This is a genomic window from Acidobacteriota bacterium (genome assembly GCA_038040445.1).
Lineage (GTDB): Bacteria > Acidobacteriota > Blastocatellia > UBA7656 > UBA7656 > Onstottus_A > Onstottus_A frigus.
This window is the reverse complement of the sequence record JBBPIG010000016.1, coordinates 141,259-155,766: the sequence shown is the minus strand read 5'-3', so window position 1 is coordinate 155,766 and position 14,508 is coordinate 141,259. Positions and strand designations below refer to the sequence as shown.

12 protein-coding genes are annotated in these 14,508 nt (G+C 56.4%); 5 read left to right on the top strand and 7 right to left on the bottom strand.

The features are described 5' to 3' along the window. On the top strand, positions 1-511 hold a 511-nt coding region (locus AABO57_17835; protein MEK6287608.1), incomplete at its 5' end, for an FtsX-like permease family protein. Positions 512-2,092: 1,581 nt separating this feature from the next. On the opposite strand, the gene AABO57_17830 is transcribed toward AABO57_17835, so the two are convergent. From AABO57_17830 to AABO57_17820, 3 genes are all read right to left on the bottom strand, one after another. Next, positions 2,093-2,254, bottom strand: coding sequence for a hypothetical protein (locus AABO57_17830; GenBank protein ID MEK6287607.1), 162 nt, complete (start codon positions 2,252-2,254; stop codon positions 2,093-2,095). 74 nt (positions 2,255-2,328) lie between these two features. Further along, entirely contained in the window at positions 2,329-3,507 is a 1,179-nt protein-coding gene (locus AABO57_17825; GenBank protein MEK6287606.1) for an aminotransferase class I/II-fold pyridoxal phosphate-dependent enzyme, read from the bottom strand. A gap of 130 nt (positions 3,508-3,637) precedes the next feature. Further along, positions 3,638-5,485, bottom strand: a complete 1,848-nt coding sequence (locus AABO57_17820) for a radical SAM protein (GenBank protein MEK6287605.1) — start codon at positions 5,483-5,485, stop codon at positions 3,638-3,640. Positions 5,486-5,855: 370 nt separating this feature from the next. Between AABO57_17820 and AABO57_17815 the strand changes: the two genes are divergently transcribed. Next, the gene (locus tag AABO57_17815; GenBank protein MEK6287604.1) at positions 5,856-6,818 is read left to right on the top strand and encodes an NADPH:quinone reductase; all 963 of its coding nucleotides are present in this window, start codon (positions 5,856-5,858) and stop codon (positions 6,816-6,818) included. A gap of 242 nt (positions 6,819-7,060) precedes the next feature. Here the strand turns inward: AABO57_17815 and AABO57_17810 are convergent, their stop codons facing one another. The 4 genes from AABO57_17810 to AABO57_17795 form a co-directional block, all read right to left on the bottom strand. Then, complete coding sequence (locus tag AABO57_17810; protein MEK6287603.1) at positions 7,061-8,116, bottom strand: hypothetical protein; 1,056 nt, start codon at positions 8,114-8,116, stop codon at positions 7,061-7,063. Between the two features lie 13 nt (positions 8,117-8,129). Continuing rightward, a complete protein-coding gene (gene pdxA, locus AABO57_17805; GenBank protein ID MEK6287602.1) occupies positions 8,130-9,173 on the bottom strand; it encodes a 4-hydroxythreonine-4-phosphate dehydrogenase PdxA in 1,044 nt (347 codons plus the stop codon). Between the two features lie 49 nt (positions 9,174-9,222). Beyond that, on the bottom strand, positions 9,223-9,603 hold the full coding sequence (locus AABO57_17800) for a hypothetical protein (GenBank protein MEK6287601.1): 381 nt from the start codon (positions 9,601-9,603) through the stop codon (positions 9,223-9,225). A 364-nt stretch (positions 9,604-9,967) separates the two neighbouring features. Beyond that, positions 9,968-11,137 carry a hypothetical protein gene (locus AABO57_17795; GenBank protein ID MEK6287600.1) on the bottom strand — a complete coding sequence of 390 codons (1,170 nt, stop codon included), beginning with the start codon at positions 11,135-11,137 and terminating at the stop codon, positions 9,968-9,970. A gap of 490 nt (positions 11,138-11,627) precedes the next feature. Here AABO57_17795 and hflX point away from each other — a divergent pair, with 490 nt between their 5' ends. The 3 genes from hflX to AABO57_17780 all read left to right on the top strand — a co-directional run bounded on the left by hflX (position 11,628) and on the right by AABO57_17780 (position 14,492). Further along, positions 11,628-13,397 (top strand): GTPase HflX, encoded by a 1,770-nt coding sequence (hflX, locus tag AABO57_17790; protein ID MEK6287599.1) that lies wholly within the window; start codon positions 11,628-11,630, stop codon positions 13,395-13,397. A 141-nt stretch (positions 13,398-13,538) separates the two neighbouring features. Beyond that, entirely contained in the window at positions 13,539-14,093 is a 555-nt protein-coding gene (locus AABO57_17785; GenBank protein MEK6287598.1) for a LemA family protein, read from the top strand. Positions 14,094-14,207: 114 nt separating this feature from the next. Further along, positions 14,208-14,492 (top strand): hypothetical protein, encoded by a 285-nt coding sequence (locus AABO57_17780; protein MEK6287597.1) that lies wholly within the window; start codon positions 14,208-14,210, stop codon positions 14,490-14,492. Positions 14,493-14,508 lie beyond the last annotated feature (16 nt).

Below are 14,508 nucleotides of genomic sequence, written 5' to 3'. Positions count from 1 at the left end.
GGATGACCCACTGCTAGTTGTTCCTGCCGTGCAGGCCGCAGTCAAGGCCTTGGATCGCGATCTTCCAATTTACGACATCAAAACTATGGATCGGCGGCTGGACGAGTCGACGGCGCAGCGACGGCTCATTCTTCTGGTGTTAGGAGTCTTCGCCATTATCGCCGTCGTTCTCGCGATGGGTGGAACTTACAGTGTGATGAGTTACTCCGCATCTCAACGCACCCGCGAGATGGGGATTCGAATGGCTCTTGGTGCCGGACGAAGTGATATTTTCAGATTGGTCATAAGAAGTGGCCTAATGCTGACAGCGATCGGAGTAGGGATTGGCGTGGCCTGTTCGATTGCGTTGACGCGCTTGATGTCTAGCTTGCTCTTCGATCTAGAACCGACGGACGCTGGAACGCTTTGCGTCACCGCGTTATCGCTGGCGACGGTTGCAGTGCTCGCATGTCTTCTGCCGACGTACAGGGCCACAAAGGTCGATCCGGTCGTTGCACTCAGATGCGAATAGCCGGTCCGTCGTTCAAGGCGCCGGCCCAGGACCTGAGGCCACAATCCTGGAGCCTTAGTGCGAGAGTAAAGCTATGGCGATCGAGTGTCCGCTCATCTCACACAAAGAACATTGGAGTCCTGGAAAGCCGAATTGCAAGCCACGGTGCCTGCAAGTGTTTGGTTAGGCGCGAGAACTCTTCCCGACAGGCTCGCCGTGCTCGAAACGTGGCGACAATGAAGGAGCTTTCGGAAGATCCGGTCACTAGAGGTTCAGGTCGGCAAAGATAGCAGCGTGATCGGAAGCAGCGTGGATCTCCTTCTTCATTTCGTCGTAATGTGGGAACAGCGTTCCGTTCTTGCCTCCCCAGACCCCTTTTCTCAAGATGCCGCCGGTCTCGACCCGCTGAAACAGCGCAGGCGAGAGCAGAATGTAATCGATCTTATTGGACGCGGGCTATTGGCGAAGGATATGGGATAGCGCTTGGATACGAAGACCTGATAGATCACGAGCCGCCGAGCCGAAGCCTTTGCTCTTGAGATCATTCACCAGGAGCAGGAGGATCATTCCTCTCAAGTCAGATCATACATCATGCCGTTGTTTAGGCAGCGCGGTTACATGCCCGCCACTTTTTAATCTCCAAATACTTCATTATCAACTGCCACTGAAGCGGTGAGAGCTGTATCGTCTCGGTCACGCGCGTCTCCATTCCCATTCGCGTGTCACGCAGCGGGTACGGGACCTGACGCTTCCAGTTTCTTCTTTCTCCGATCAACGGCAAGAGTAAGGCCTTCGAGAGTTCGCCACCAAGGAGCAGGAGGTCTCCCTTCTCTGCAAAGACGACTTTCGTCAACGGTGAAGTATTTGTCTAGCCGGATGATGGCAAAGCCAATGCTGCCCGTGATGTGCTGCCCGTTCGCCATCACGAATTCGACATCCTTCTTTTCTCGATTGATGCCGATCTTCTCAAGCGTAGTGGCGGGTACCCAAGTGTATTCGCTGCCGGTATCAACCAGTTACTTTGGTCAACACCGCGGATTTCTCGCGATCTGCCACATTCTCAATCTTGCATCTGACAAGAAACGTTCCCATATGCCATCGCCCAGCCGTGTTCGGTGGTTGCGTTACGCGACCTTACTCGCAGCAGCAAGCCGATGATTCAGCACCCTCCAGAACGTGGCCACTGCCTTTGCCTTTTGGTCGAAGAAGTCCTCGAAGAACCCAGGTCTATTCAGCGCCGGCGGATACGAATACTGCTCTCCATCGTCGCCGAATTCCGTGACCCAGTCGGCTGGTTCCCGTGCATCGACCAGTCAAAACAGATCAGGGGGATATGAGAAAGGACGGCCAGCGTTGTTTATGATCCGGAGTTCATCGGCTTCGATGCCAATCACATCATAGAGCTGGCCGAACGTTAGGTCTCGATATCGCGTATTTGGTTTCTTCAGCTTGACGATCATTGGCGACACAATCGCAGATGCTCGGTTCAACCCCGACAACTAACGCGCTCGAGGGATTCCGAGTCGACGCCTCATCTCGTCACTGGAAATACCGCCTTCTTTCCGCTGGCGTTTTCGGGATCGCTCAATGATTCTCATGAACTTAGGGTTTGTGGCTTAGTGAGACGGTCTCCAGGTCTGCGTTTTCAAGCGGCATCAAGGCGGCAACGGGCTTGCCGTCGATCGTTACGACGACGGCTTCTTCAGACTCAGCGGCATAGTCGGCGAGGCTCCTTTTCGCATCTTCGATTCTTATTACCTTCATAGTCCTCCCCGCCGATGTAAACGCGTCCCCGAGCCTTAATCCCGACCGCCGCTCCAGCTAGACCCCCAGCAGAATTAACTCGCCAACCCACGCCGGAAAGTACCAGTAAGCGTCGCCGTAGTTGTCCTATTCAAAGTCTCGTTCACACCTATCAAGAACCTACCGTCCGGTGACGGCGCCGGAAGCATGACCCCCAAACCCCCTAGCTTCTTCTGATAAGCAGTCGCATCTGTTCCTCGGACGCGAAGATGAAACAGGTTTGTGCCCGACGGAATACGCTCGATCGTGAAAGCATCGTTCTCGCCCAAAACACGAATCAACTCGTCGGAGCTGCGAATCGCCTGAGTGAAGCGTTCCGAAAAACCCGAGAGGTAGTGAAGCGCCACAGCCGCAAAGGGCCATGCGTGGCTCAGTCCTCCACCGAACATTCGGCGCGTGTGATACATTCCATCCATCAAGTCGCGAGGGCCCGCGAGAATCGCGCCCGATGCAGCGTTGAAATACTTGTACAGAGACACATACACAGTGTCGAACGGCTGCGTGTACTCGGCGACGTCTTTTCCCGCATATGCCGCCTCCAGGAACAAACGCGCACCGTCGAGATGAAGCCGGATGCCTTCACGCCGCGCAAGCGCTATGACTTTCTTCAGCTCCGCGGGATCGAAAACCGTCCCTTGCTTGCGGCGCACAGGTGATTCAATGGAGATGACCGAGACTCGCGATGCAACTCGCCCGGTTCGGGTCTGATCGAGGAGTTGCTGGACTTCATCAGCAGTGAAGCTCGCACGGCCTGGCGCCAACGGCATCAGCGTGATGTTGCTGAGCGTTTGTACGCAGTCGCCGCTGTCCTGATATAGATGGCTCTCGGCCTGAACGATGGCGCGGCTTGAGCCGCCGGCGAGCGCCCTTACGGCGAGGTGGTTCGCGAGCGTTCCTGTCGGCATGAACACCGCGCGCTCTTTGCCAAGGATGCGGGCGAACTGTTTCTCTAATTCGTCGACTACGCCGTCAAGGATATACGAGTCTGGAACAATACCCTTATTCTCGGCGAGGTGTGCGAGGAAGCGCGAATACTGCGTCGTAGTGAGACCGAGACCGTCCCCGCTCAAGCGTATGACCCGGTCATCAGGGTCCTGACCCGCGTCACCACGTACGCGCTGAGCAGCCCTGAATTCGAACCCGGGTGAAACGGCTCCGAGCGCGCCTGCTACGCCTCCGAGTTCGATGAATCGCCGCCGGTTCAATGTCGTCATAACAACAACTCGTAGTCCGTGGTCCGTGGTCCGTGGTCCGTAGTCCGTTGCCGAATTACGGCTGCCTGCGTTGTTCTCCTCGCTGGCGACCGAGATGTACCCGTTGACGTTAGTTCTTTCTACGTACCTGTCATGAAAGTACCGGCAAAGCCAAGGCAGCCTTTTGCTCATTCTGCCGAGCATGCGGCACGTAGCCTTCGGGTAAGTCGCCGTTGTCTTCTCGAAGGTACTGCAAGTAGTGCGGCTTCAGCCCAGCAATCAGCTCTTTGCGCGACTTCACTTTGATGGGCTTGCCGGTGTAGATCTTGCCCAGTCGTCCCATCATCTTCTCGGACATCGCGCTCGAGAACATCAACAGCGGCCATTTGAAGTTCGGGCCGTTCAGCTTTCTTAGCTTGTACATCCACAGTGCGATCGCGCCGACTCGCCAAGCCGTGGGAGCCCACCAACTGTACTGACCCGGCCGGAGGTTCATCTTCCAACACTTCATCATCAACTGCCACTGAAGCGGCGAGAGCTGTTGAGTCTCGGTCACACCCTTCTTCATTTCCATCCGCGTATCATGCAACGGCGTGAAGATCGACGGGATGAAGAATGCGAACAGGCCGCGGCGCTCCACTTCGTAGATCAGATCGAGCGTGGCCTTCGTGTCTTCGTCGGTCTCGCCGGGATTGCCAATGATCAAGGTCATCGCCGGGAACCAGTTGTTCGCGTTCAGGGTGGTCAAGCCTTGAATCACCACGCTCGACCAGTCGTCAATCGAGAACGGAACGCCCTTGCTCGGCATGATCATCTTCGCCATTCGCAGCGATGCGGTCTCCAGACCTATCAGCGGCACCAGAGCTTTCTTCTGCGGATGCGAGCTGAGATAAGGCAGGTGAATCGGGCTCTTCGGCAGCAAGATGTCCGAGAGCTTTTTGATCAGAAGCGGATCGACGACGGCCGGAGCCATCGTGCAGTGGCTGAGCACGTGCTGCTCGACTCCCGGCGTGTCCACGATATCAGAGTAGAGTGAAAGAAGCGCTTCGCGATTTGGGAAGTAGAACGGGGTGTCGGTGTGCACCTGACCCCAGATGAACATGTCCTCGGTGGCGAGCGAAATCTGCTTGTTGCCTTCGCGAATGTTGGCGCGCACGGCTTTCATGATTTGTTCTTTCGGAAGATCGATCTGAGGGTTCAAGTCCGGCAGGCAAAACTGGCAACGGCGGCCGCAGCCCGTGGTCATCTCGACGACGCCGAAGGTGGTTCGCTTGTCGGGAAAGAGAATGCTGTTGCGGTCTGTCGGGTGTTTGACTTCGATCTCGCGCGGCAGGTCTTCGCCGGCAATGGCTTTGCGAAACAGATCGAGGGTGTCGAGAGACTCGCTGCGCCCTTCAACAATGCAGTCGATTCCGAGCTCTTCATAGAGATCGGTCTGAATGATCTGCCAACCGCCCGAGCCGCCTACGATCACTTTGAAGCTGTTTCGATACGGATTGGTCTTGATCTTTTCGAACATCAACCGCGAGTAGTGAGAGTTGATAGGCATCTTCGACGTGCCGAAGATCGAAGTGTACACGCCGGCTGCGAACGTCACGCCCAATGGGTTGTGAGTCGAGACAGCAACAACGCGAGTCTTTGGCCCTACGAACTTATGAAGATCATCTGGATAGCAAGCGACGATGTCATCAGGGGAATACTCACGCAGGAGCGATGCCTCAAGCACCCGGCAGCCCGCGGGCATGTAGCGAGCCGAGCTGTCGTCGTTGTACTCGACGTTGCGCCAGTTGGGATACTTGCGATTCAGCACGCCTTCCATCCATATCGGCATGGAAGCCATACCCATCTGAATGAAGTAGCCCGCGTGATCGATCGTCTCGGTGAGCGGCGCGGTGAGAACTATCAGCTTGCCGCCGTCGGCGGGAGCATGATGTAGATCGCCGTTCGACTTTGCTTTTGATGGCTGAGTACCGTTCGTCTGCACTTGTGTGAACCCCATAGTCTAGTTTTGCCTGTCCTTTTCCGCGCCCAACCTGACTGAGCGACGGGTTGATATGAAGAGCAGCGTTGTGGCTGCTTGTACAACGGGCTTATTTTATACGAAGCTGGGAGTTCTTACTACTGCAAATTGGAGCTGACGTTTCGCACGCCAGTCACGCTCCATGTGCCGGCCATGTAGCGGCCTCTTATCGATAGCCAATGCACCGCAAACTCAACCTGGCCGCGTAGCGGTTTCCTAAGGGTGAGCTGCACAAAGCTGTGGAGCTGAACAGGCTCACCGTGTCGTCTATCGGTGGGAAGCCGCTAAGCGGCTTGCCTTGAGCTTACGGCTGTGTGGTATACAACTGGACGATAAGAAAGGGGAGTCAATGAAAGCCATTCGAGTTCACGAGTTCGGCGGGCCTGAGGTGATGCAGCTTGAAGACGTACCCGATTTGCTACCGGGTCCGGGACAAGTGGTCGTGCGAGTTCATGCCGTTGGCGTTAACCCGGTCGATGTGTACATAAGGTCCGGACAGCACGTCGTAAAGCCTTCCTTGCCTTACACTCCCGGAATGGATGCAGCAGGCGTGGTCGAGTCGATCGGCGAAGGTGTGACGTGCGTGGCAGCAAGCGACAGCGTCTACGTCGCGGGAACAGTCGGCGGAGCGTACGCGCAGCAGGCTCTGTGTCACGAAGCTCAGGTGCACCGTTTGCCGTCCCAAGTGACGTTCGAGCAGGGAGCAGCGGTCGGTGTTCCTTATGCTACGGCTTATCGCGGTCTTTTTCAGCGCGCCGGGGCCCGCGCGGGCGAGATTGTGTTGGTGCACGGTGCGACCGGAGGAGTCGGCATTGCCGCCGTTCAGTTGGCTCGCGCTGCAGGGCTCAGTGTTATTGCAACAGGCGGAAGCGAAAAAGGACGAGCCAATGTCTCGCAACAGGGTGCGCATCAAGTGCTCGATCATCACGCGCCGGATTATCTGAATCAGGTCCTCGCGTTGACTGGCGGGAATGGGGTGAATCTTATCCTGGAGATGTTGGCGAACGTGAACCTGGCTAGCGACCTCGGCGTTCTTGCGAGGCACGGCCGCGTTGTGGTGATTGGCAGTCGCGGACCGATCGAGATAGATCCTCGCGCGGCGATGACTCGCGACTTGAGCATCCTGGGAATGTCGCTCATCAACACGTCTGATCAAGATCGAGCGAGTATTCATGCAGCTCTTGTCGCCGGACTTGAGAACAGTACGTTGCGGCCGATTGTTGGGAAAGAGATGCCGCTTGCGGACGCGGCGCGCGCTCACGAACTTGTGCTACAGCCTGGAGCGTTTGGGAAGATAGTGTTGATTCCGTGAGAAGGTGAGACTTGGCAATAGAGACTTTTCTAAGACGACGCGTGGTGTGTGCGTGCGATGTGATACTCAAGCTTGGGGTCGGGAAGGGTGGCTTGCCCCCGCGTGGTAGATGCCAGTCTTGGGAAACAGCTGGGGCAAGCCACCCTTCCCGACCGCGAGCCTGAGTATGGTACTTCTCGCCTTGGGAAACAGCTGGGGCAAGCCACTTCCCGACCGCGAGCCTGAGCGGCGAGTATCTTGTTTCAGTCGACCCAATCAGCGATGAACACGTTGGTGTCGCCTTGCGTCTTGTCATTTCTGTTGGACGCAAACACAAGCTTCTTTCCATCCGGGCTGAACATCGGGAACCCATCAAACGTCGGGTTGAAGGTAATGCGTTCGAGACCGCTCCCGTCGACATTTATCCCGTAGAGATCGAAGTCGCGGCCTCTCGGATCGGCCATATTCGACGCGAAAATGATTCGCTTGCCGTTAGGAAAGAAGTACGGCGCAAAGTTGGCTTTGCCGTTGTTGGTCACCTGGCGTTTACCGCTGCCGTCAGCTTTCATCACCCAGATTTCAAGCGCCGTCGGACGAATCAAGTTGTCTTTTAGAAGAGCGAGGTAGTCGGCCTTTTCTTTTTCGGTCTTCGGATGATTAGCGCGAAAGACGATCCATTGACTGTCGTATGACCAGAACGGACCGCCGTCGTAACCGATCTCGCTGGTCAGGCGCTTCACGTTCTTTCCATCCAGGTCCATCGTGTAGATGTCCAGATCGCCGTCGCGCATCGAGGTGAACGCCACCTTCTTTCCGTTCGGAGAGATCACCGATTCAGCGTCGTAGCCGGGAGCCTTCGTAACCTGTTTAAGATCGGACCCGTCGGGCGCGGCGCTGAATACGTCGAAGCCTGGATAGATTGCCCACACATATCCTTTCGAGAAGTCCGGTTTCGGAGGACAGTCGGGGCTTGCGAGATGGGTTGATGAATAGGTGATCCGCTTGCCGTTCGTAAAGAAATAGGAGCAGGTGGTGCGGCCTTTACCGGTCGAGACCATTCGCACATCGGAGCCGTCGATGTTCATCGTGTAGATCTGATCGCAACCACGGCCGTCGCGAGTCGATTGGAAGATCAACTTCTTGCCGTCGGCTGAGAAATAAGCTTCTGCGTTCTCGCCGCCGAAGCTTAGCTGGCGAATGTTGCGCAGGTGCCTCTCGTCCGGCAGCCGAAGAGGATCATCCGCGGCAGTAGAAGCAAAGAAGCCGAACGACGAAAACATGGCGACCACCAGTATCAAAGCGATTAGAGCAATTCTCATCCTTCCTCCTGAGTCAGTATTCTGTCTTCTGCGCCCTGCCTTCATTTTCAACCGCGAACAGACGCGCCGCCAGCTTGATAGCTTCAACCATGCTGCCGTGATCGGCAAGCCCGCGGCCCGCGATGTCAAATGCGGTGCCGTGATCGACCGATGTTCGAATGATCGGCAGCCCGAGCGTCACGTTAACCGCGCGCCCGAATGCGAGGCATTTGACGGCGATCAATCCCTGATCGTGATAACACGCGGCTACGGCGTCAAACTCGCCACGCCACGCTCGCACGAACAGGGTATCGGCTGGCCACGGCCCCGACACGTCGATGTCGTACTTAGTCCGGCACTCTTCGATCGCCGGAGCGATTTCGCGAGCTTCTTCGACGCCGAACAACCCGTGCTCGCCGGCGTGAGGGTTGAGTCCCGCCACGGCTATCCGAGGCCGTGCGATTCCAAACCTTCGCAGCTCACGGTCAGCCAGTTCGATCGCGCTCTCGACTCGCTCTTTTGTGATTGATTTGATCGCATCCGCGAGGCTGCAGTGGATGGTCAACAGAAAGACTCTTAGATCACCGGCGAAGAAGCACATCAGCGACTGATCCGCTCCGCACAGCGCGGTGATCATCTCGGTGTGACCTGGGAATGGAGAACCGGCAAGCTTGATTGATTCTTTGTTGATCGGGGCGGTGGTCATCGCGTCGAGCTTGCCCGCGAGGCAGAGTCTTACGCAGGCTTCGATTGCCGCAATCGCGGCGCGTCCCGATGCCGCGGACAAAGCTCCCCACTGCGATGTCTCGTTTGGGTTGCCGGTATCGAAAACGACCGGCTGGTCGAAGGTGCAGGAAGCGAGCTGCTCCTCGGTAACGGTGTCGAACTCGGAAGCCAACCCAAGTTCATGCGCTTGCCGGCGAAGCTGATCGGCGTTGCCGATAACAACGGGCGAGCAAGCTGCGCGCACGTCCCCTTCTGCAACGGCCTTGAGAACTATCTCGGGGCCGATGCCGGCCGGGTCTCCAATGGTGATTCCGACACGCGGTTTGTTGGGACTGCCAGGTGCTCGCGTCACAGGGTCCATCGCTGCGAGGTGAGGATGAAGCGGGAACTGGGCGGCCGGTTTACTCCTCCGGCCCCTCGTCTATGTGCTCCCCAATATGGTCCTCGCTGTCGCCGTTGCCTTCGGCATCTTCAGTTTTGTACATGTATTTGATGTTATGTTTCAGCACGAGCAGGTTGGGCCCTTCGGTGCGATGCAGCTTAATACAGCCTCGGTCATACCACTCGATGCTTCCCCTAAGCTCTTCGCCATCCTGAAGCACAATTACCATTAGCGTCCTGTTGTCCATCTGCTTCTTGTAGTAGAAGCTCTCGGCGTGAGTCTGTTCGGGTGGCACGCGTTTGCGATTCGGGTCAGACTGGTTGTTGCGGCGATGCTGAGAATCGCGCTCCGAGCGCTCTCTCACTTCCGCAAGTGTCGGTCTTATTAATTTCCTGTTCACCACACATCCTCCAAAACGATGAGTTGAAGTTTCCAAACGGTTACCGAGCGCCGCACGGGCTCCTTGCTGTTTCGATCGGGTCCGAACCGCAGAGCCGAACGCGCTAGCTTCGTGTTAGCGTCGACGCTGATCCCCGGTAGTTTTCAGCTAGTAATGTCGTGGGTGGTTGTCCACCGTTCAGAATGGGTTCATAGTAGCTCATGCTCTCTTATTTGACAAGGCCAAACTGCGACAGTGACAGTCCAAAACTGCGGCAGTCCAGAACTCCGGCGGTTGGTTAAGGAAACGCCTCAAATCAAGTGATGGGCTAGAGTGAGAAGGACGCGCTCCCCTGCAGAAGAGCGCGTCCTACGAAGCGGCAGGTCTACTTCTTCTTTTTCAGGATGACAACCACATCTTCGCCAACGAGCGGCGAGCCGCCGCCGCACGAAGCTTTCAGATTGGCTGTAAGGTGCAGAACGAGAACTTGCTTGTCGCTCACCGACCCAAGAGCGGCGACAATTGCTTGCGTGTCGAACTTCAAGGTCAAGTCGAGGAAGCCGTCAGGCCCGTCGGTTGTGCAATCAAGCCTGTCAAGTCTTCCGCTAAACGGGGTAAAGGGTGTTGCCACATCCTCGAATGCGAGTTTCTTCGGCGCAACTCCTTCGAGTAGGATTGTTGACAGATCAATGCAGTTGACATCGAAGGAGCTTGTGCCCAGTATCGCCGCAGGCAATAAGCCTTGAGAACCGATGTTCAAGGGATTGGGACATGACGTTGGATGAATGTCCAGAGCTATTGTGATTGCGGTCGGTCTTCCTACCGCATCAATCTCCGCATCTCTGGAGCAGAACACTCCCTCACCAACACAATCATTGATAAACCCGACCGGCTCAGGTGTAATCTCCGTGCTCTTATTGCTATACACCGCAATATAGCGGAAGGTGCCTGCAAACGCCCATAAAGAGGCATTGTCGTCCGACTCGTCACCTAGGGGCGCGCCGGAGTCAACCCACCCCTCTTGATAGACTCTTGTGAGAGTGCCCAGAGTCCACCCGCTGGGGAACGGCGCATTCGGGTCATTGGACCCCCATACTGTGAATTCCAGAGACTCGTAGGGAACTGGGGTGTGATCGACGGCGGGGAATATTAACGCAGTATTTGACGGAGAGCCTAGATCCCAGATAACTGGAGTGGTGTCCAGAATCTGAACCCACCGGTGGTCTAAGGCGTTGGCCGCCGTGACGTCGAGCGTCGCGTCGACGATCTCGCCCAATGTGTTGGCGGGGGATGAGCCACTCGCAGCGGGCGGGCCTGAAACATACGCGCCCAAGGTATAAGGTGAGGGAACAGTTGTTGGAACACTAAGGGCGGCTATCTGAGCCAACGTGAGACTAAGTAATGGCGTGTGCGACGCGAGCGCCTTTCCATAGTGCTCAGACAAAGGGTTGAGCATTTGCGGTAAAGTGAGTGCCGCGCTCATAAACGCACCTAGAACCGCAATGCGAAGCATCGACTTTAGTTCGCGGCTTTGTTTTCTCTCAGAGCTTTTCATTCTTACCTACCTCCTACCCGAATAGGGCAAGTTCGGAACTTTGTGGTTAGAGCCTTATCTGTCGCGATCGTGTCCCGGGTTTAACCGGGTGGGCGGAACTCCGCGAACAGGGGCTAAGGCTCGTGCGGATTTGGGTTAGTTAGATCAACGAATGCCATGTCCTTAAGGAAGCATTCCAGTGCAGTCAAGAAGAAGAAGGGATGAATTCCCCATTGCTCGAATGCAAGTCCCATTGGGATTTTACGTCGTCTGCCTAAGTATCGAATTGCAAATTCTATTTCTGACCGCCATAGATTGCTAAAAAGAACCCTTCTTCAGATCCCTACTGGCCTCTCAGTGAAATTACTAGTACGATGTGAAACCACGCAAAACTCTTCAAAGAGGCATAATCCAGCCTACCACGGTGTATAGGCGCATTCAACCTCGACCTGCGTACTACCGTAGGTTGCTGCCAAGCCGTCAGCGTTTGGTATAGAATAAAGATGTTGTTTTGGCTGTCGAATGGTTAGTGGAGGAAAAGGCTATCAGTACCATCGAAGGGAATCTACAAGGACTCAAACACAATCAGATTCAGCGCCTTGAAAAACTTTACAACAGGCGCATCCCGCCGCGTCAGATTGTCTCGCAGGAATTTGCGCGCCAACTGTCGGAAGCATCGCACGAGATTCGCCGGCAGATCGGGGTGCTCGTTAACCGAAATGGCTACGTCGAGCACGTGATCGTCGGTAATGCCCGCGGAATCGTATTGCCGGATCTGAAGCGCACCCGCATGGGCGCCGACCGCTTTCGCGGATTACGCTGTGTTCACACCCATCTGGCAGGCGAGGGGCTGACGCAAGACGACTTGACCGACCTCGCGTTGCTCAGGCTCGACCTGATGGCCTCAATCGACGTGCGCAGTGATGGTATGCCCGGGCTGGTTCGCGCGGCGCACTTGTTGCCAGCCAACGGGCGCGACTCGCGAAGTGCGACCAACGAGGTTGACGATGCGCTTTCCGATGCAGGGCAGCCCGCGATGTGGGTCTTTCTGGAGCCTCAAGTGCCCAGCCAGCTCGACATCGACTTCATCGACTTGATCGAGTCGCTAGAGGAAGAACTGGCTCGCGCGCGTCACGTTCGCAATCCGCGCGATCAGAGAGACCGGGCCATTCTCGTGGGCGTGACCACCGGAAGCGCCGCGTCCGCGCAAGAGTCCCTCGACGAGCTTCGCGAGCTTGCGCGTTCCGCGAGCGTGGTCGTGCTTGACTCGATTATCCAGCGGCGGCAGAAGCTCGATCCTCGATCGCTGGTCGGCCGCGGCAAGCTCGACGAATTGATCATTCGCAGTCTTCAGCTCGGCGCCGATGTCATTATCTTCGATCAGAACCTGACGCCGGCGCAGGTTCGGGTCATCAACGAAGCGACCGACCTCAAGATCATCGATCGCACTCAGCTCATACTGGACATCTTCGCCCAGCGCGCGCAGAGCCGCGAAGGAAAGATTCAGGTCGAGCTTGCGCAGTTGAAATATATGCTCCCGCGCCTCACCGGTTCGGGAATTGAAATGTCGCGGCTGATGGGCGGTATCGGCGGGCGCGGCCCCGGCGAAACAAAACTCGAGGTGGACCGGCGCCGCGTGCGTGATCGAATACACCTTCTTGAAAAACAGATCGAGGACATTCGCACCAGCCGGCGAGTGCAGCGCACACGGCGAGTGCGGCGCGACTTGCCGATAATCTCGATCGTCGGCTACACGAATGCCGGGAAATCGACTCTGCTGAACTCGCTCACCTCGTCGGCGGTCGGCGCGGAGGACCGGATGTTTGCAACGCTGGACCCGACCAGCCGCCGCTTGCGCCTGCCGCGCGATCAAGAGGTCATCATCAACGACACGGTCGGGTTCATTCGCGATCTGCCGCCCGATTTGATAACGGCGTTTCGCGCGACACTCGAAGAGATGGAAGGCTCGGATGTGCTGATTCATCTGGTGGACGCAAGCAGTCCGCAGCTCGACAGTCACATTGCATCGGTCGAGAAGATTCTCAACGAGCTGAACCTGTCAGGAATCACGCGGTTGCTCGTCTTCAACAAGTCTGATTTATTGGGCGAGAGCGAGATATCAAACCTGCGAGAGGCGTTTTCCGCGGTTATGGTCTCGGCGTTGGATCGCAACACGCTCGTACCGATGGTCGAGAAAATCGGAGAATTGCTTGAAAGCGCGATAGCTGCTCGAAGGCCAGTTCGCGACAGCAGCCGTCACGGCGCAATTGCCATCACGTAGATTTGATCAACAGCCAGGAGGAACATAATGAGCGGTCTTTATGATAAGAGCACAGGCACTGAGCGCGAACAGTTTCGCGAGGAGTTCACGGCGCAGCAGACTCAGATTGAGTCCCAGCGCCGTTCGAAATCGAGATGGGGGATGGGAATCCTAGTGGGAGTGCTACTGCTATTTCTGATCGTCGGCGGGGGAGCGTGCGGCACTTACAACTCGCTGAACGGGAAACGCGAAGTCGTGAGGCAGAGATGGTCGAACGTCGATACCAATCTCGAGCGACGCGCGGATTTGATTCCCAACCTGGTGAACACGGTGAAGGGCTACACCAAACACGAAGACAAAGTCTTTAGCGAAATCGCTCAGGCGCGATCGCGACTGATCAATCCTCAGGCGACACCTGAAGAGAAAATCGCTGCGAACGCAGAAATGGGCAGCGCACTCAGCCGGTTGCTGGTCATCACCGAGAACTATCCTGACTTGAAGGCGAGCGAGCAGTACAAGAACCTTATGACCCAGCTCGAAGGCACGGAGAATCGCATCGGCGTTGCCCGGCAGGACTACAACCAGGTGGTGGCGGATTACAACACCACGCGGGGGAATTTTCCGGGCGTGATCTTTGCGAATTTGTTCGGCTTTCAACGGGAGCAAGAGTTCAAGGCTGAACCCGCAAAACGCGAGGTCCCCGAGGTGAAGTTTTGAGTGACCGAACCGCCCTTGTCGTGTTATCGTAGGCTAGTTCGACCACGTAAGAGTTCCTGGGTAGGGCTCATAGCCTTTAGATCATGAGTCGAGCAGCATTAACAGGAGCTACGTATGAGCAACGATGAGATGACCGCCAAGTCTACGATCGACACCCTTCTAGCGCGATTAGACGAGTGGGGCGCGCGCTTCACAAACGGATTGTCGGGGATCAGAGCAGGCCAGGACGAGTTGCGCAAGGGCCAGGAAGAACTCCGCGCTGATTTCAATGCCGGTCTTCGCCGCGTCGAACGCAAGATCGAGATTCTCAACGACAACTTGCTCACGATCAACGCGGACATCCGCGATTTGGAAGTGCGGCTTGAGAAACTCGAATCCGCGTCTCTAGTTAAGAGTTGAGTCACACGCTCTGCGG